The 19407-nt window shown below is 38.8% G+C and carries 14 protein-coding genes and 1 riboswitch; of the genes, 7 read left to right on the forward strand and 7 right to left on the reverse strand.

Going from position 1 to position 19407, the window contains the following annotated elements:
• Nucleotide 1: 1 nt before the first annotated feature.
• Complete coding sequence (lplT, locus tag ACPF7B_RS07030; protein WP_490505114.1) at nucleotides 2–1264, forward strand: lysophospholipid transporter LplT; 1263 nt, start codon at nucleotides 2–4, stop codon at nucleotides 1262–1264.
• Between the two features lie 145 nt (nucleotides 1265–1409).
• On the opposite strand, the gene ACPF7B_RS07035 is transcribed toward lplT, so the two are convergent.
• Nucleotides 1410–2945: a helicase HerA-like domain-containing protein gene (locus ACPF7B_RS07035; protein ID WP_490505115.1), complete on the reverse strand. Its 1536-nt coding sequence runs from the start codon at nucleotides 2943–2945 to the stop codon at nucleotides 1410–1412.
• 393 nt (nucleotides 2946–3338) lie between these two features.
• Nucleotides 3339–3502, forward strand: a riboswitch (M-box (ykoK) riboswitch).
• Nucleotides 3503–3713: 211 nt separating this feature from the next.
• Here ACPF7B_RS07035 and mgtE point away from each other — a divergent pair.
• Nucleotides 3714–4718, forward strand: a complete 1005-nt coding sequence (mgtE, locus tag ACPF7B_RS07040; protein WP_490505116.1) for a magnesium transporter — start codon at nucleotides 3714–3716, stop codon at nucleotides 4716–4718.
• A gap of 101 nt (nucleotides 4719–4819) precedes the next feature.
• Here mgtE and metG read toward each other — a convergent pair whose 3' ends face one another.
• From metG to cmk, 6 genes are all read right to left on the reverse strand, one after another.
• Nucleotides 4820–6931 (reverse strand): methionine--tRNA ligase, encoded by a 2112-nt coding sequence (gene metG, locus ACPF7B_RS07045; protein WP_490505117.1) that lies wholly within the window; start codon nucleotides 6929–6931, stop codon nucleotides 4820–4822.
• Between the two features lie 102 nt (nucleotides 6932–7033).
• Nucleotides 7034–7510, reverse strand: a complete 477-nt coding sequence (ispF, locus tag ACPF7B_RS07050; protein WP_490505118.1) for a 2-C-methyl-D-erythritol 2,4-cyclodiphosphate synthase — start codon at nucleotides 7508–7510, stop codon at nucleotides 7034–7036.
• Complete coding sequence (ispD, locus tag ACPF7B_RS07055) at nucleotides 7501–8220, reverse strand: 2-C-methyl-D-erythritol 4-phosphate cytidylyltransferase (protein WP_490505119.1); 720 nt, start codon at nucleotides 8218–8220, stop codon at nucleotides 7501–7503. The genes ispF and ispD overlap by 10 nt, the downstream gene beginning before the upstream one ends.
• Before the next feature lie 152 nt (nucleotides 8221–8372).
• On the reverse strand, nucleotides 8373–8678 hold the full coding sequence (locus ACPF7B_RS07060) for an integration host factor subunit beta (protein ID WP_490505120.1): 306 nt from the start codon (nucleotides 8676–8678) through the stop codon (nucleotides 8373–8375).
• A gap of 224 nt (nucleotides 8679–8902) precedes the next feature.
• Entirely contained in the window at nucleotides 8903–10570 is a 1668-nt protein-coding gene (gene rpsA / locus ACPF7B_RS07065; RefSeq protein WP_490505121.1) for a 30S ribosomal protein S1, read from the reverse strand.
• A gap of 193 nt (nucleotides 10571–10763) precedes the next feature.
• Complete coding sequence (gene cmk / locus ACPF7B_RS07070; RefSeq protein ID WP_490505122.1) at nucleotides 10764–11432, reverse strand: (d)CMP kinase; 669 nt, start codon at nucleotides 11430–11432, stop codon at nucleotides 10764–10766.
• Nucleotides 11433–11647: 215 nt separating this feature from the next.
• Here cmk and hemC point away from each other — a divergent pair, with 215 nt between their 5' ends.
• From hemC to ACPF7B_RS07095, 5 genes are all read left to right on the forward strand, one after another.
• Nucleotides 11648–12571 carry a hydroxymethylbilane synthase gene (gene hemC / locus ACPF7B_RS07075; RefSeq protein WP_490505123.1) on the forward strand — a complete coding sequence of 308 codons (924 nt, stop codon included), beginning with the start codon at nucleotides 11648–11650 and terminating at the stop codon, nucleotides 12569–12571.
• A complete protein-coding gene (locus ACPF7B_RS07080; RefSeq protein WP_490505124.1) occupies nucleotides 12564–14909 on the forward strand; it encodes a uroporphyrinogen-III C-methyltransferase in 2346 nt (781 codons plus the stop codon). Before hemC ends, ACPF7B_RS07080 begins: the two co-directional genes overlap by 8 nt.
• Before the next feature lie 2 nt (nucleotides 14910–14911).
• The gene (locus ACPF7B_RS07085) at nucleotides 14912–16351 is read left to right on the forward strand and encodes a heme biosynthesis HemY N-terminal domain-containing protein (RefSeq protein ID WP_490505125.1); all 1440 of its coding nucleotides are present in this window, start codon (nucleotides 14912–14914) and stop codon (nucleotides 16349–16351) included.
• A 140-nt stretch (nucleotides 16352–16491) separates the two neighbouring features.
• A complete protein-coding gene (gene folP, locus ACPF7B_RS07090) occupies nucleotides 16492–17340 on the forward strand; it encodes a dihydropteroate synthase (protein ID WP_490505126.1) in 849 nt (282 codons plus the stop codon).
• 96 nt (nucleotides 17341–17436) lie between these two features.
• Nucleotides 17437–19359: an ABC-F family ATP-binding cassette domain-containing protein gene (locus ACPF7B_RS07095; RefSeq protein ID WP_490505127.1), complete on the forward strand. Its 1923-nt coding sequence runs from the start codon at nucleotides 17437–17439 to the stop codon at nucleotides 19357–19359.
• The last annotated feature ends 48 nt before the right edge of the window (nucleotides 19360–19407 follow it).

Consider the following 19407-nt stretch of genomic DNA (forward strand, 5'->3'; position numbering starts at 1 on the left):
TATGACTGCCAAAACTCAAACTTTGACTAATCAAGGCTTCAATCGAGAAAAGCTTTTTAACCGCGGGATTATCACAACCGTTAATGCGCAGTTTTTCTCCGCTTTTGCCGATAATGCTATCTTTTTTGCACTTCTTGAGATGTTACAAACCGATTCATATGGTAAAGAGAGCACCTACATCTTACAAGGCTCATTTGTGATCTTCTACATTGCGCTCGCCCCCATTGTCGGATTTTTTGCGGATAATATTGCAAAATCAAAGATCTTAATGATTGGAAATAGTCTCAAAATTTTAGGAGTACTTCTGCTCTTTACCGGCATTAGTCCTTTTCTCTGCTACGCTTTTGTCGGACTTGGAGCAGCAGTCTATTCTCCAGCCAAATTTGGAATTTTAAGTGAGTTTGTAAATGAAAAGTTATTGATTAGAGCAAATGGTCTAGTAGAAAGTTCCACCATTCTGGCAATTCTTGCAGGCTCTGCAGTCGGAGGGATCCTTGCTGAGATAAGTATTTATCATGCTTTAGCATTAACAATTTTCGCCTATATTCTCGCAGCATTTTTTAATGGATTTATCCCAAAGATTATTCCGAACGCTCCACAAAAACTCGAGCCTAAAATTGTGGCATACCAATTCTTAACGACGCTCACAAAATTACTACAAGATCGTAAAGCACGCTTTGCCATTATGGGAACAAGTCTCTTTTGGGGGGGCGTCGCAGTATTAAAGTTACTGCTCAATGATTGGGTACGTGACATCTTGGGCGAAGGAACGGAGATGGTGTCACAACTAAGCGTTATTGTTGGAGTCGGCGTCATCATTGGTGCAGCACTTGCGGCAATTTTTATTCATCAACGCAATATTCGCATCAGCCTTTTTGCCGGCATCACGATGAGTATGTTAATTTTTCTCTTTTTACTACAAAAAAACTACCTTCTAACTTATCTCATTCTACTGTTGATCGGTGCTTGCGGCGGCTGTTTTCTTATTCCCCTCAACGCTCTTCTACAAACTCGTGGGGGAATCTTTAATACCGTTGGATCTGCAGTGGCGATTCAAAATCTCTTTGAAAATAGCTTAATGTTAACTGCTATCGCCATTTTTGGTGTATTAACAAGCTTTACTGTCTTTAGTATTACAACGCTTATGGCGCTCTTTGCTGCACTCTTTTTCTGTGCCATTTTAGGACTCTTTTATGATGCCCGTAAATATAAAATCTTTGCTGAAAATCATCGTTCAGATCATGCTAAGGTTCAAGTTGAGTAATTATCTTACAAATATAAAAGCCCGCTATCAAAGCGGGCTTTTCACTACGTTAGAAATTACAAAATGTTTATCACAAAACTTATCCACAGAAATTGGGGATTACTCTACATAAGGTTTAAAATCATCGCTAATCATCGCTAAAAAATTAGCGACGTTTACGCCCCCCTAGCGTTCCACGTACAATTTCATTGCTCAATTGGCGCATTAAAGTTTTACTTGTTTGTTGCACAAGACCATCCTTTTTTCCACCTCGAGGCCCCGTTGATCCAAAGAGAAACTCTTTCAGTATCCCAAATAACCCACCGCCAGCAACTTCTGCGGGTACTTTTTTTGCAGCCTCTGCTTCCGCTTTTTCTCGTTCTGCGACAGCAGCCGCTATTTCAGCTTCTTTTGCTGCTTCAAGCTCCGCTTTTTCTAATATTTCATACGCAGATTCACGATCAATCATCTCTTCATAACGCCCATAAATAGATGATTGATTAATTAATGTATTGATCTCAGCCGGTGTTAAAATCCCCATTCGTGATTCTGGTGCGAGAATAAATGCGCGTTCGACAACATTCGGAGCACCTTTCTCTCCTAAGAATGAAATTAACGCCTCACCAGTACCAAGCTCACCAATCACTGTTTCTGCATCAAAATTAGGATTTGCACGCATCGTCTGTGCTGCTGCTCGAACTGCTTTTTGATCTCTCGGCGTAAATGCTCGAAGTGCATGTTGAATACGGTTCCCTAGTTGACCAAGAATATTATCCGGAATATCTAATGGCGTTTGAGATATAAAGTAGATACCAACCCCTTTCGAACGAATCAGACGTACCACTTGCTCAATTTTATCCAAGAGCGCTTTAGGTGCGTCTTTAAAGAGTAAATGCGCTTCATCAAAGAAAAAGACAATTTTAGGTTTATCCATATCACCTACTTCCGGCATACGTTCAAAAAGTTCCGACATGGTCCAAAGCAAGAACATTGCATATAGTTTAGGCTGGTGATAGAGTTTTTCTGCCGATAAGATATTGATCATTCCTCGACCATTACTTTCTCGCATAAAGTCAAAAATATCGAGATTCGGCTCTCCAAAAAACTGCTCAGCGCCTTCAACTTCTAATTGTAATAAACCACGTTGAATCGCACCAATTGAAGCAGTTGCGATATTACCATACTCTTTTTGCAAAGATTTTGCATTATCTGCAACATAGCGCGTCATCGCACGCAAATCTTTAAAGTCAATAAGAAGTAAACCATTATCATCTGCTACTTTGAAGATGATATTTAAGATTCCTAATTGAACCTCATTTAATCCCATCAATTGCCCTAAAATAAGCGGTCCCATATCGGAAACAGTCGCTCGGATAGGATGACCTTTTTCTGCAAAAACATCCCAAAATGTCACAGGGTTATCATGCGGCGTCCAATCTTGGTAATCCGTTGCTTCTAAACGTTCTTGTAATTTAGGGTTGAGCGCGCCTGCGGCCGCAATACCTGAAAGATCACCTTTCACATCAGCCATAAAAACAGGGACACCAATTTTTGAAAAACTCTCTGCGAGTTTTTGCAATGTCACCGTCTTACCTGTCCCCGTAGCTCCTGTAATAAGCCCATGACGATTGGCCAAATTAGAGAGAAGATTAAGTTCTCGATGATCTGCTGTTTTACCAATTAAAAGAGGATAACCGCTCATATTCTTTTTCCTTTTACTAATAATTCGATAAGGTGACATTACTATTTAACATGCATATTCAAGGCGCAATTGTACTAAATATTCGATCATTTAGGGATAATTTCCTGTATTTAATGATAAATTTTGATTATTTTTTGAAAGTTATTGCTCTAAAAAGCGTAACATTTCACCTAAATCATTATACCCCCTATCTTTGCCTTCTTTTCTTCGAAGCCTCATTTAAAATTTTATTTTAAAAAACAATATATTAAATTTCACCCTATGAGAAAATACCATTTAATTTAACAAATAAATAATCATTAATATCATTATATTTACAAAAATCATTGATAATCCTTGAAAGATAGGTAATACTACGCACACAATTATTTTGTCTTAATAAGATTTCTTATTAACTATCCTCGTTAGGTGAGGCTCCTATATGGAGATACGCTACTGCCCAGAAACGTCGAGAGACACCAACGGGTCAGCAGAAACTGTCGAGCTAAGGCAGTATCTAATGTAGTCGGAATTCTTCCATGCCATATAGTGCTAAAACTTTACGAAAGAGGAGCGATCTTTGACAGATCTTTTGAATATACAATTCAATACTGATGATCATGTCATAAAAACACCCTCCTCACTCTGTGATTGGGTGTTTTTTTGGATCTAAAAAAGTAGATTTTTTTAAAGTCTGCCGACTCTTTTACGTGGATACCACGCGTTAGCTTCAGAGCGACGCTTAACAAAATATTATTTTTATGTAAATAAAAGATAGGAGTTAAGCAAATGGTAATTCAAGACCGTAATAAAAAATTTGGTTACGAAACAGCAGGTTCATTGATGTCCGATGATTTCATCACACTACCAATGGATAAAAATGTGGATGATACCATCAACTATTTACGAAAAACCCTCTACCAACGAGAAGATATTCACTATATCTATATTCTCAATCCTGAAAAGGTGTTAGTGGGAGTGATCGCGATTCGTGAACTTTTAGCTGCTAAAGGAGATGCAACATTAGCAGATATTATGAAAACAAAGCTCAAGAAGGTCACCACTGATATTGACCAAGAGCAAGTCGCGCAATTGTTCCAGAAAACTGATCTTGTTACTGTACCTGTGGTCAATAATGCTAATCAGATCATCGGGGTAATCCATATGGATCAAATTCTCGATGTCATGGAGCAAGAAACAACAGAAGATGTCTATCGCATGGCCTCAATCAACAGTGATCATCTCGAGAGCCAAAATATTCTAGTTGCAACGATTGGGCTACTCTATCGCAAACGTATTGCGTGGTTGATTATTCTGGTCTTTATGAATATTTTCTCTGGCGCTGGTATCGCAACATTTGAAGAATTGATTGAAAGCAATGTTGCGCTTGTCTTTTTCTTGCCACTTTTAGTCGATAGTGGAGGAAATGCAGGTGCGCAATCTGCAACATTAGTTATTCGTGCAATGGCGCTTGGTGAAGTTCGGATGAAAGATTGGTTTAAAATGATGAGTAAAGAGATTGTTATATCTGCTCTACTTGGTTTTACCATGGCACTTGCTGTGTCATTGATCGGTATATTCCGAGGAGGACCAGAAATTGCATTTGTTGTCGCATTAACCATGATTGGGGTTGTGATGATTGGTAGCTTAATTGGTCTTTCACTTCCATTTATCTTTAATAAGTTAAATATGGACCCTGCAACAGCAAGTGGACCATTAATCACCTCTATTTGTGATATCGTCGGGGTCTTTATCTACTTCGGTATTGCCAGCGTCTTTATCTCTTTGACTTAATAGTATCATCATCAAAAAAGCTAGCGGATCCTTTCACAAAGTCGCTAGCTTTTTTATTAAGAATGAACACTCCAAAGAGCTTTGATTCCTATCAGTCCACGTTAGGAAATTTTTGCACCAGGCTTCAATTCACCTAACGACGTTAAGACAGATAAAGAATCATCTGCAGCGGCTGAAAGAATCATTCCCTCACTCACACCAAAACGCATCTTCCGTGGTGCTAGATTTGCAACAACAACTACATATTTACCTTCAAGTGCTTTGGGGTCTTCGTAGAATTTTCGAATACCAGAAAAAATAGTACGCGGTTTTTCCTCACCTAGATCAATCTGGAAAGTTAGAAGCTTATCGGCACCTTCAATAAAATCACACGATAAGACCTTCCCTAAACGTAAGTCAATCTTTGAAAAATCATCAATCGAAATATATTCACTCACTTCTGATTTTGTTCCTTCTTTACTCGATTGTTTATTCTCAGATTTTGTATCGACAGTTTTTACAGCATCTTTACGAACCGCTGAAAGTGCCTCTTTATTTGCTTCAATTAAACGATCTAAGTCCTTACGATTTAAACGTGTCATTAAATGCGTATATGCTTCAACTTTATGCCCTTTAGGTAATGATTTCTCTAATGTTGCAAAAGAGAGTGGCTCAATATTTAAGAAGTTTTCGACACGCGCGGCAACCACAGGGATCACAGGCTTAAGGTAGAGCGAGAGTAAACGAAACGCTTCTAGATAGCCTGTACAGAGATCTTGTAACTGTACACGCTTTGTCTCATCTTTCGCGATTTCCCATGGTTTCATCTGATCAAAATGTTCATTTACATCATCACATGCTTGTGAGATTTCACGAAGCGCTGCACCGAAATTACGATTTTCAAAGCCAGCTTTAATTTTCTCCGCTCGAGCTTTAATCGATTCGATAAGATCATCTGTTTCTGCTGATACTGTTCCTAATTGATTATTAAACTCTTTTTCAATGAAACGGCTTGTACGGGACGCAATATTGATATATTTACCAATAAGATCAGCATTTACACGATTCACAAAATCATCAAGGTTTAAGTCAAAGTCATCAATCACACCACTTGATTTTGCTGCAAAGTAATAACGTAACCATTCGGGATCAAGATTCTGTTCCACATATGAACGTGCTGTAATAAAAGTTCCGCGTGATTTACTCATTTTAGAACCATCAACTGTTAAAAAACCGTTAATCGCATATTGCGATGGAACACGATGTCCCGAAAAGTTTAACATTGCTGGCCAGAAAAGGGTGTGGAAATACATAATATCTTTACCGATAAAATGCACCATTTCAGTACCCGCTTCAATAGCTTTATCCCGTTGAATAAAGCTCTCAAAATCAATATTACCTTGTCGGTCACAATAGTTTTTAAAAGAGGCAAAATAACCAATTGGTGCATCTAGCCAAACATAGAAATACTTATTTTCAGCATTAGGAATCGGGAAACCAAAGTAAGGCGCATCACGAGAGATATCCCAATCCGACAGTTTACAGTCGCCTTCTTCACCAATCCATTCACGCATCTTATTCGCAGCCTCTGGCTGTAAACGTGATTTATCTTCTAAAAATTCCCGCAAGAATTCTACACAACGTGGATCTGATAATTTAAAGAAAAAATGCTCAGATGGACGCATAACCGGTGTTTTCCCAGTTACCGCTGAAAATGGATTAATCAATTCCGTTGGACGATAGGTCGCTCCACATGCTTCACAATTATCCCCATATTGATCTTTTGCATGGCATTTGGGACATTCACCTTTGATAAAGCGATCTGGTAAGAACATTTGACGTTCTTCATCATAAAATTGTTCAATCATTTTTGTTTCAATCAGCCCATTTGCTTTCAGCGTTAGATAAATCTCCTCAACTAATTGCTGATTCTCTTTTGAATGAGTTGTGTAATAGTTGTCAAAGTTCACATAAAAACTATCAAAATCTTGCAAATGAGCATCATGAGCTTTCGCAATTAGTGCTTCTGGAGTGATACCAAGCTCATCAGCTTTAAGCATAATTGGTGTTCCATGCGTATCATCCGCACAGATATAATAGACATTGTTTCCGAGCATGCGTTGAAAACGAACCCAAATATCGGCTTGTGCATAGCCTAAAAGATGACCAAGATGAATATCACCATTTGCAAATGGTAAAGCGTTCGTTACAAATATATCTCTCTTCTTTTGCATACTCTTTTAAATCCTATTAATAATAAATATATCGAGTTATGACTTTGATACTTTTGATCAGCCATAAACTCTCTTTTCTCTTTTGGGCAAAAATAAAGCGATTTAAGCGACTGGAAAGAGACTAACCACAACTTGTGCTGCAATACCTTCCTCTCTCCCTACAAAACCCATTTTTTCCATCGTCGTCGCTTTAACATTGATATCGTTTACACTAATAGCAAGATCTCCAGCAATTGTCCGCTCAATGGCTTCGCGATATGGCATAATCTTAGGCCGCTCAGCTAAAATAGTAATATCAATATTACCAACCTGATATCCTTTGTCTAACACTCGCTTATACGCAGCAATTAATAATTTTCGGCTATCTGCCCCTTTATAGGCCGGATCGGTATCTGGAAATAATGTACCAATGTCGCCAGCTTTTGCTGCGCCTAAAATCGCATCCGTAAGCGCATGCAATACAACATCACCATCGGAATGCGCCTTAAATTTTTTATGAAACGGGATTTTCACCCCGCCCATCATTAAATGATCACCCTCTTCAAAAGTATGAACATCAAACCCGAATCCTACTCGCATCGTTTTCTCTCTTTAAAATAGAGACTCATCAACTCTAAATCTTCAGGATAAGTGACCTTAAAATTATGAGTATAGCCTCGATATACCTTTGGGAAGAGCCCATTATACTCTAAAACAGAAGCCTCATCAGTGGCATTTACACCCTCTTTTTTAACGCGCTCCATCGCAGGTAAAAGCACGGATAACTTTACCATTTGCGGCGTCTGGGCCTGCCATATTTTTGATCGATCAAGTGTTTGCGTAATACAATGGTTATTATCTACAATTTTTAATGTATCCGGTGCAGGAATCGCCATAATACCGCCAGATTCAGGCGCATCTGCAATCACTGATTGTAAAAATCTTGATAATTCCGACGGTGCTAAACCAGGTCGTGCAGCATCATGCACCGCAACCCATACGTTGTCTATGGGCTCACCTTTCTGCTCTAAGGCCGCCTTCAACGATTGCACTCCTGCTAATACTGAATCAAAACGTGTTACGCCGCCTTCTACTCGCCAAATGGGTTTGACAAACCCTGCTGGGGAAAATGAATCATTCGGAGCAAGCACCAAAATTCCCCCTTTAATTTCCGGTGTTAAATCGAATAAAGTCAGGGTTCGATGCAAAATCGACTGCCCTGCAAGATGAAGGTGCTGTTTAGGAGTTGCACTCTCCATGCGCTGCCCAAACCCCGCAGCAGGAATGATAAAATAGATCGGTACTTGCATAAAATGCTCTAATAAATTCGAAAAAATAGTAACTAATATCTTACCGCAAACTCAAGACCCTAATAAAATAAAAGAGTATCTTTATAAAGATACTCTTTTATAAGTTACATTCTAGCAACAGATATTTTAAACAAGTAACATTTTAAGTGATCTTATTTTGTCAATGTAAAATGTGCTTTACTTGCATCTACGCGCTCACGCAATAATTTTCCAGGTTTAAAATGCGTTGTATATTTACCACTTAATTTAACTGCATCACCCGTTTTAGGATTGCGACCAATTTTTGGTTCGCGATAACGAACAGAAAAACTTCCAAAACCACGAATTTCGATGCGGCCACCGTTTCCTAAAGTATCCGTAATCTGTTCTAAAATCTTTTTCACACTTTTTTCTATCTCCGAAACAGAACAATGTGGATATTTTGCACTTAAACGTTGAACCAATTCTGATCTTGTCACTATTTAACTCCTTTAAATATATGTATCTCAAGCGTTTGATTTAATGAAAATTAGTAAATATATGTATATTTTGATGAATATTACAATTTATTCTTTTGTTTCGCAAGATTAAATATAGAAAATCATGATTTTTAAAACATATAGGAATCAATATGATCAAAGAAAAAACCGCAAGAAGCTTGCTTCTCACGGTTTTATTAATATTACATTTTTTTACAAAAATATTACTGCTGTTTCATTTGTTCTTTTAAAAGATCACCAAATGTTGTAGCAACTTGACTGTCATTATTGTACTCAGCGATATCTTGTGAGCTTACTTCATCCACAGCTTTCACAGAGAGTACGATTGAACGATTACGACGATCAACGCTTACAAAACGCGCTTCAACTTCATCACCAACATTGTAGACATTACGAACATCTTCAACGCGCTCAGATGAAATTTCAGATGCACGAAGGTTACCTTCAACACCGCCACCTAAGTCAACAACTGCATATTTAGCATCAACTTCTGTCACAGTACCTTTTACTAAAGAACCTTTCTCATGCTCTGCTAAGAATGCAGAGAATGGGTCTTGGTCTAATTGTTTGATACCAAGCGAGATACGCTCACGGTCTGCATCTACGGCAAGAACCATTGCTTCGAGCTCATCACCACGGCTGTAATCACGGATTGCTTCTTCACCAGGCATACTCCAAGAGATATCTGAAAGATGAACAAGACCATCGATTCCGCCATCAAGACCGATAAAGATACCGAAATCAGTGATTGATTTAATAGTACCGGAGATACGATCACCCTTGTTGTGTTTCATCTCGAACTCAGTCCATGGATTTGGCATGCACTGTTTCATACCGAGTGAGATACGGCGACGTTCTTCATCGATATCGAGAACCACAACGCCCACTTCTTCACCCGCTGTAACAACTTTAGAAGGGTTAACGTTTTTGTTAGTCCAATCCATTTCTGAAACGTGAACAAGACCTTCAATACCTGGCTCGATCTCAACAAAACAACCATAATCAGTAATGTTAGTAACTTTACCTTTTGTTTGAAGTCCTGCAGGGAAGCGCATAGCGATATCTTTCCATGGATCTTCACCAAGTTGTTTAAGACCAAGTGATACACGGTTACGCTCTTTATCGAATTTGAGAAGCTTCACTTCAATCTCTTGATTGATTTCTACGATCTCAGAGGGGTGACGAACACGCTTCCAAGCCATATCAGTGATATGAAGAAGACCATCAATACCACCAAGATCAATAAACGCACCGTAGTCAGTAAGGTTCTTAACGATCCCTTTAACCACATCACCTTCTTCGAGGTTTTTAAGTAATTCTTCACGTTCTGCAGAATACTCTTCTTCAAGTACCGCACGGCGTGAAACAACGATGTTGTTACGCTTTTGATCAAGTTTAATAACTTTTAACTCAAGCTCTTTACCTTCAAGGTAAGCGATATCACGAACAGGACGAACATCTACTAATGAACCTGGTAAGAACGCTCGCTCTGTACCAATATCAACAGTGAAGCCGCCTTTAACGCGACCTGAGATAACCCCTTTAATGATTTCATCATTTTCGAGTTTTTTCTCAAGGAACGCCCAAACTTCTGCACGTTTCGCTTTTTCACGTGAAAGACGAGTTTCGCCGAAACCATCTTCTAGTGACTCAAGGACAACATCAACTTTATCGCCAACTTGAACTTCTAACTCACCGTTTAAATCTTGGAACTGTTCGCTAGGAATGCGGCCTTCACTCTTAAGACCTGCATCAACGATCACAAAACCATTTTCGATTTTTACAACCGTTGCTTGGATAATTCCACCGACTTCACGTGCTTGTTCTTCGGCAATTGATTGTTCAAATAATTCTGCAAAACTTAATGACATATATATAAAAAATGCATAGACAATACGAATATCAATTATAAAGGCAATTACCTTTGTTAATATTCCATCTACGACTTGTTTAAAGGAATAAAAAACATAAATAAAATTACGGTTTCATTACTTCCTAGAAGTTTGTCCCCGCTATTTATGATACCAACGCTCTTTTATCGAAGTAGTATGTGAACCGAAACGATTAAGCTAGCCTTTTTTCAACTAACGCCCACACAGCTTCAAAAACTTCTGAAACCCCTAATGTCGATGTATCAATAACAACAGCATCATCTGCGGGAAGTAAAGGAGAAACGCTACGAGTTCGATCTCGTTCATCACGTGCTTCTACTTCAGATAAAATCTCGTCTATATTAACGCATATACCCGCATCTAACAACTGTTTATATCGTCTTTTCGCACGTTCCTCGGCACTTGCTGTTAAAAAGATTTTTAACAGTGCATCAGGGAAAATCGCCGTCCCCATATCACGACCATCAGCAATTAAACCGGGAGCAATCGCAAAAGCACGCTGACGTTCAATGAGATTCTGCCGTACAAGAGGATGTTTAGCCACAATTGATGCATTACTACCAGTAGACTCTTTTCGAATTATTTCTGTCACATTCTTACCATCGAGAAAAATAACTAAATGATTCTCTTGTGCTTCAAAACGAAGCGGTAACTTGATCGCGAGTTTTGCAACTGCATTTTCATCTTCTAAGTCAACAGCTTGTTGAGTTGCGAATAGACCAAGCGCCCGATAAATTGCTCCGGAATCCAAAAAATGCCACTGTAATTTCTTCGCTAATTGCAGCGAAAGCGTCCCTTTCCCAACACCACTTGGTCCATCTACTGTAATAATCTTTGTCATGACGCTTCCTTCTGTTATTTTGTCGCCAATTATATATACTGTTTTATGATAGTAACGAATAAGGGGAATTTCTCCTTGATTCCCTAATTATTACTTCAAATAGATCTCTGAATATGATTCATTTTGATAAGCAATCAATTCTATCGCAAGAGATATTTATTATAAATATCGATATAATAAAGCGTATTTAATCAACAATAGATAGGAATTACTCGATGAAACTCACCATTGCTACGCGTGAAAGCCCTTTAGCTCTCTGGCAAGCGAATCATGTTAAAGATCAACTTCTCAAGCATTTTCCTGAACTGCAAGTAGAGCTACTTGGCATGACCACAAAAGGCGATCAGCTTCTCTCTTCGCCTCTTAGCAAAATTGGTGGAAAAGGTCTTTTTATCAAAGAGCTTGAAGTTGCGATGATGGAAGGTTTAGCCGACATCGCTGTACACTCGATGAAAGATGTTCCGATGGCTTCACAGTTACCGGAGGGATTTAGTGTCCCTGTTATTATGAAACGTGAAGACCCTCGGGATGCGTTTGTATCTAACAAATTTAAATCCATTAATGAGCTTCCTGCCGGCGCTATCGTTGGCTCTTGTTCCTTACGTCGCCGTGTACAACTGATGGCAAAACGCCCAGATCTTATCCTGAAAGATTTAAGGGGCAACGTCAATACACGCCTCAAAAAACTCGATGATGGTGAATACGATGCAATTATTCTTGCGTCTGCAGGTCTAAAGCGTTTGGGATTTGAAAGTCGAATTACTGAAGCACTTGCAGATACGATTTCTCTTCCAGCCGTTGGACAAGGTGCAATTGGTATTGAATGCATTACAGCTAATCAAGCAATTAATGATATTATTAAAGTATTAAATGATGCTAACACGGCAATATGTGTCAAAGCAGAGCGTGCTTTTAATGCCCGTCTAAATGGAGGGTGTCAAGCACCAATTGCCGGGTTTGCGCAATTAACAGATCAAGGTCTCTATCTTCGCGGTTTAGTAGGCGATCTTGACCATAATACAATTATTTTCCATGAAATGATTGGCAACCCTGAAAATGCTGAAAAAATGGGAGAAGAACTCGCCGACAACCTTTTAGCGCGTGGTGCAAAAGCGATTCTTGAAAAAATTTATGGCTAAACAGATTTTAGATCATCAGATTGGAATTATTGTCACTCGGCCAAAGGGACAAGGTTACTCTTTCCTCGAAAAAATCAAAAAAAGTGGTTGTATCCCGTTTGAATTACCGGGTATTTTAATCGTTCCAACGCGATACGCCAAAACCGCTATCGAGACATTAAAAAATGCACAACAATATGACTATCTTCTCTTTACCAGCCCAAATGCTGTTCGATTTGCTAAGCGATTACACTTAGATTTCCGAAAAATAAATGGTTTTATCTCTATCGGTTCAGGAACACGTAAAGTATTAAACCCCTTTATTAAGGGAAAGCCCATTATTACTGCACCCAAACCATATACTTCTGAAGCACTTATTGAAGCGCTCAAAAAACATGGAATCGCTGGAAAATCCGTACTCATTATCAGCGGCGAAGGTGGCCGTCGGCTACTCGATGAAGCTATTAATGAACTCGGGGGTAATGCACAATATTGCGATGTTTATCGCAGACAAGTACCTGAAGAAATTGATATCTCAAACATTATTGCTTTCAAAAAAGATTCTCGTTATAAAAACCGAAAGCTATACCTCACCATTACTAGTCAAGAAGCATTTAAGAATCTTGTGCCAACACTTAAAAGTAGTGGTTTAAAAGACCTCATCGAAGGTACTTTTGTAGGTAGTGAACGTCTTAAAAACATTGTAGAAAATGAAGGATTTAGCAATATTTTTGTCGCAAAATCGGCATTAGAAGCTGATCTCTGGCACAAAATTAATGAAAGCGTAATAACTCATTCCCCTACTCAACCAAATTCCCCTTTAACGATCTCATCTGATAATAATAAGGAGCTCTCTATGAAAAAAGAGCAAAAGCAGAATAAACCAGTAATTAAAGACGATGTTGTAGATACAACTCAAGAGCATACACAAAACGCTATCGAATCGAATGTGCCTGATATCAACACCGAAAGCGTCGCTATTCAAGATACAACAAAGACAGAGGCGCCTATTCCAAATCCTCTGGAAGTTGAATCAGCATTACAAGCAGAAGCTGAAGATCAAGAGGAAGCCAAAGAGACAAACTCTCCATCAGCTGAAAATAATAATGATAGACCGACAACAACAGAATCTTCTAAAAAAAGTAGCAATAGAGGTATTAGCTATCTTGCGCTTATAGTAGCGTTAATAAGCGCTGGCGTTGCAGGATATACCTATTATCAAGGATCTGCCTCCCAAACAAGCCAACTCAATACACTAATGGCTTCAATTGAGAAAGAGCGATCAGCTGTCACCTCATTAACTGATCAGATCGCCACTATACAAAAAGAATTGATAACAGTTAAAACAGACATTTCAAAAAATAACGCTTCAGATGGGAAATCTCCGCAAGATCAGATCGCACTCATCGCCCAAAAAGTTGAAACCATTAATAACGCCTTAGCACAATCGTCTAAAAATTTACAAACTCAGATCGATTCACTCAATAATGAACAAAAGGTTCTCTCTTCACAATCTAGTAAAATTGATGATGTCGCAAAAGTGAGCCAACAAGCAATTACGATTGCCAATAATTTTGATAAACAACTTGCAGAACAAAAGCTAGAACAATCTGTTGTATTAAATGAGGCTAAAGATCTTATTACAACGATCAAAAGCATTACTGATTTAGAGATGCTTCGCACAACAGAAGTGGACTATTTACTTAAAGTTGCTATACAAAAAGTTAAGTATGATAAAGATTATTCTACCGCTTCGAATTTGTTAACAACTGCGCTAGAACGATTGACTGAAATAAAAAGTATTAACTTTAGTGAAACCGAAGCACTGATTCGCAACAACATTAAAGAACTAAATGCGCTTCAGCCTGTTGACTTAGTCAACGTAACCGCTCGACTCGAAAAAATCATTGTATTGACACAACATGCTCCACTTAAAAGCGATAGCGCCCTAGTCAATTTAAAAAAAGAGATCTTCGACCAAGCGGAATCTGATGGTGAAACATGGAGTGCAAAACTCAAAGACTCATTAAAACACCTTATCGTCATCGAAGATAAACGTGCTGATGTACCAGAGTTAATGGCAAAGGATGACCGATTCTTCTTGCTGCAAAATATTCAACTTGAAATATCTGCTGCAAAATATGCCATCCTCAAAGATCAATATGCGATCTTTGACCGTTCTTTAAAAACAGTAGAGACGTGGATTCGTACATATTTTGATGAAGATAATGCAGATGTTCGCGAAGCACTTAAGCAAATTCAATGGTTATTAGATGCAAAACTAGAGGTCACTCCACCAAATATCGAGCGTAGCTTAACCGATTTTGAAGCAACACTCCGAGCTTATAAAGGAGCGTAATCATGGGGAAATTTTTAAAAATTATTGGATGGATCATCCTTATTCCATTATTGGCGATTTTGCTCTTTTACACCGTAAAAGATGACACAGGACAAGTACTCATTACAGGTACATTCCCAATTATTGGTCCCAAAACAATTCACACCACAATTATCGGCGGTATTCTCCTTGCTGCTATTACTATCTTAGTGATCTATGTGGTTATTCGCTTATTCATCACAATCGTAAAAATGCCAAAAAATTGGCATCGTTTCTCACTTAACCGTAGAGCAAGAATTGCAGATAAAAAATATACGCAAGCAGAATTAGCACTACTCGAGAATAAACCGGCAGTTGCTGAAGACCTCTTTTTAGCAGCAGCTAAAGGAAGCAAAAGTCCTAATCTTTGCTATATTGGTGCCGCGAAAGCTGCACAATTACTACATAAAACAGATCGACGGGATCGATATTTGCGTGAAATTGATCTTTCAAAATCAAAACATGACCGTGAATTTGCAGAGATTAAACGTGCGGAGATCCTCATAGATGCAGATGAAAACGATAAAGCAGAGGCATTATTAGAAGACATGCTTCATCGTCAACGTAACTATCCGGCAACACTTTTATATGCCGTTACGCTACAAAGACAAGGGAAAAACGAAGCGCTCTTTAGGCTCCTCCCTGAACTCCAGAAAGCACTTCCTCGTTTAACACCGAGTGACAACGTGACCAAATACACACACGATGTCTATAAAGCTCTTTTTGATTATGCGAGTCGCATCAGCAAAGAGTCAGATCAACTACGCTTAGTTTGGGGCCGTTTACCCAAATATCTTCGGCATGATCCAGCACTTCTGATTCACTATGCAAATCGATTACTCGATGTTGGCGATACAAAACGTGCTGAAGAACTCTTACGAAAAGAGATTAACCAGACACATGATGATCAATTAATCTTAGCCTATGCTCATCTCTATCGTGGAGATCAAGTAAAGCTCTTGAAACATGCTAAACGTTTTCAAGAAAAAGATCCGGAGAGTGCAATTACTCAATATACTTTTGCCCATATGCTCTTTCGGAATCAACAATATAAAGAAGCGAAAGAACATCTGACAAAAACATTGGAGCTCGACCCTCATTTCGCAAAAGCTTATCGCCTTTTAGGGGAAATCAATCTTATTGAAAATGATGAGAAAGGTGCACTAAAAGCATTTAAAGAAGCTACAACATTGATGCTTGAAGAGCGTCCGAAGGATGTAAAAGTTGTTGATGGCCAGCTACTCATTGCCTCTACCGATAAGCTCTCACACAACATTGAAGGAAATAAAGAGACTGTTGAAGGAGAGCTCATTGAAGATGAAGGTATCACTGATTCAGATATGCATAACGCTTCTACTATCGAAGATAACGATAATAAAGCAGAAGATCTTCCCAATAATCCAGATCCTCGCCGCACACTTTAAAATTAATATTTATTGCCCCTATTTAATGAGGTAAATAGAGAGAAAGTAGCATTGATTGTTACTTTCTCTTTTTTATAGCAGGCCTTATATTCTACAATCAACTTCTTCGACTCCATCAAATCTAATTATTAAAACTCATTATGCAAATTACCTTTAACAACCAAACGCTCGATCTCACATTCCCCAAAATTATGGGTATTTTAAACCTCACTCCCAATTCATTTTCTGACGGTGGTGATTTTTTTGATCCTGAAAAAGCACTGGATCATGCATATCAAATGATCGAGGATGGTGCTGACATCCTCGATATCGGAGCTGAGTCGACCAACCCTAAAGCAATCCCGATATCAAGCAATGAAGAGATCGTGCGCCTACTACCTGTTATTCGGAAACTACGTAAAAATATTACTGTACCGCTCTCTATCGATACTTTTCGCGCCGCAACAATGAAAGTGATGATCGCAGAAGGTGTCGATATCATTAATGATGTGACTGCCTTAAGCGATCATGATGCTCTTAAAACAATCATCAATTCAGATGTTGCAATTATTTTAATGCATATGCTTGGTAATCACGAAAAAATGCATATCATCGGTGATTATGTAAACGATGGTGGCGTAACTCAGTCCGTTGGAAAAAAACTAATTGAAAAAGCACAGCTTTGTATTCATCAAGGAGTTTCGAAGTCTCGAATTATTCTTGACCCTGGCTTTGGTTTTGACAAATCGCTCCAAGATCAACTCACACTTCTCAAAGAGTTTGATCAACTAACCCAATCCCCCTTCCCGTATCTCGTTGGCGTTTCTCGAAAAGGATTTATCGGGGCTATCACTGGCGTAGAATCGCCTAAAGATCGGTTAGCAGGTAATTTAACAATCGCATTACATGCTCTTAATAAAGGGGCAAAAATTCTCCGTGTTCATGATGTTAAAGCTACTAAAGAAGCCTTTTTAATGTGGGATGCAATTCAAAATGCCCCAGATTCATAAGAAAATAAAGATGGCTTTTCTATATCATTCGTTTTTTTCGGTATAATAACCGCCTTATCATTTCACGATACCTCTAGACTAATATGACAAAATACCATGATTGAATTTCAAAATCTTACCGTTCGAATGAACGCAAATATTCTGATTGATAACTTTAACTTTTCAGTCACTCCCAAAATGCGTGTCGGACTCGTCGGTAAAAATGGCACCGGTAAAACAACACTCTTCAATACGATCCTCGGTCGAATTGAGCCCGATAAAGGGGATATTCAAATCCCAAAATCAGCAGTTATGGCAGAAGTTGCCCAAGAAGTTACCGATACAGAACTCACTGCATTTGAATATATCCTCAGTGGCGATGAAGAATTGGTAACACTGCGCCGAGCAGAACAAGAAGCGCTCGATACCGAAGATGGTATTCGTATTAGTGAAATTCATCAACGATTTGCCCAAATTGATGGCTATCGTGCCGATAGCCGAGCATACCAATTATTGGATGGTTTAGGCTTTAAACAAGAAGATCACCATAAAAAGGTGAAAGAATTTTCTGGCGGTTGGCGGATGCGTCTTAATATCGGCAAAGCATTAATGTGCCGTTCCGATATTTTGCTGCTTGATGAACCCACAAACCATCTTGACTTTGAGACAGTTGTTTGGGTTGAGGATTGGCTCAAACAATACCAAGGGATTTTAATTGTAATCTCTCATGATCGCGATTTTCTTGATAATATCTGCACCCATATCATCCATCTTTATCAACAAAAAGCGACACCTTATACTGGAAATTATACCGATTTCTTGCGCCTTAAAGCCGAGCGCCTCGCACATCAACAGGCACAATTTGAAAAGAATGAAAAAACACGGGCTCATTTACAGAAATTTATTGATCGTTTTAGCGCCAAAGCAACAAAAGCAAAACAAGCTCAAAGCCGCGTAAAAGCGTTGCAAAAATTGGAAGATATCTCCCCTGTTGTTGCCGAAAACGAATTTTCTTTCCAATTCAGAGAACCTCATCGCCTACCAGATCCTTTAACACGTTTAGATGATGTGAGCTTTAGCTATGATGGATCTCACAATATTCTTAAAAATATCGAACTAACCATTACTCCTGAAACGCGTATGGGAATTTTAGGTCGCAATGGTGAAGGTAAATCGACACTCATTAAGATGATTGCTGGAGAGAACCTCCCAACAAAGGGACAAATTATCGCTTCGGAGCACCTTAAGATTGGCTATTTTTCACAACATCAAGTGGAATATCTCAATTTAGATGCCGATGCTATTTGGCATCTTCTTCAGCTCGATGGTAATCTCACGACCCAAGAAGCACGGAACTTTTTAGGGTCTTTTGGCTTTCATGGCGATAAAGTAACTGAAAAAATTGCACCATTTTCCGGTGGTGAAAAGGCTCGTCTTGCGCTTGCAATGATCGTTTATCAACGTCCTAATCTTCTACTTCTGGATGAACCAACGAATCATCTGGATATTGAGATGCGTGAAGCAATTGCCCTAGCCTTGCAAGAATTCACCGGCGGCGTATTAATGGTTTCGCATGATGCATCTCTTTTAGAACTCTGCTGCGATCAATTTGTCTTAGTAGCGAATCAAGGTCTCAAAGAATTTAAAGGAGATCTCGAAGATTATCGACAGTACCTTATTGAGCAAAATCGTGCCGCAAATCGTCCACAAAAAGATGATAACCCAACACACAAAAAGGTCGAGAAAAAGCCAAAGCCAGAGCTTGATCGCGATACTAAAAAACAACTTCAAGCAGCACTAAGAAAGGCTCAAAAAGAGAGCGAACAGAGCGAGAAACAGATTCCTAAACTTCACGCCGCTATTGAAAAAATTGATCTTATTTTAGGAAATCCTGAAACTTACAACTCACACTCTCCGGAAGAAGTTCAAACACTCAATGATGAAAAAGCGGTGCATGAAAAAAAATTGGCAGAAATTGAAGAGAAGTGGTTACACTACTCAGAAGAGATCGAAACAATTTCTGCGCAATTAAGTGAGTAGTTGCGCAATTAAATCATCGACCACCCGATTTTTCTTGTAACCTAAACC

It is taken from the genome of Ignatzschineria sp. 22MB058224, assembly GCF_058188435.1.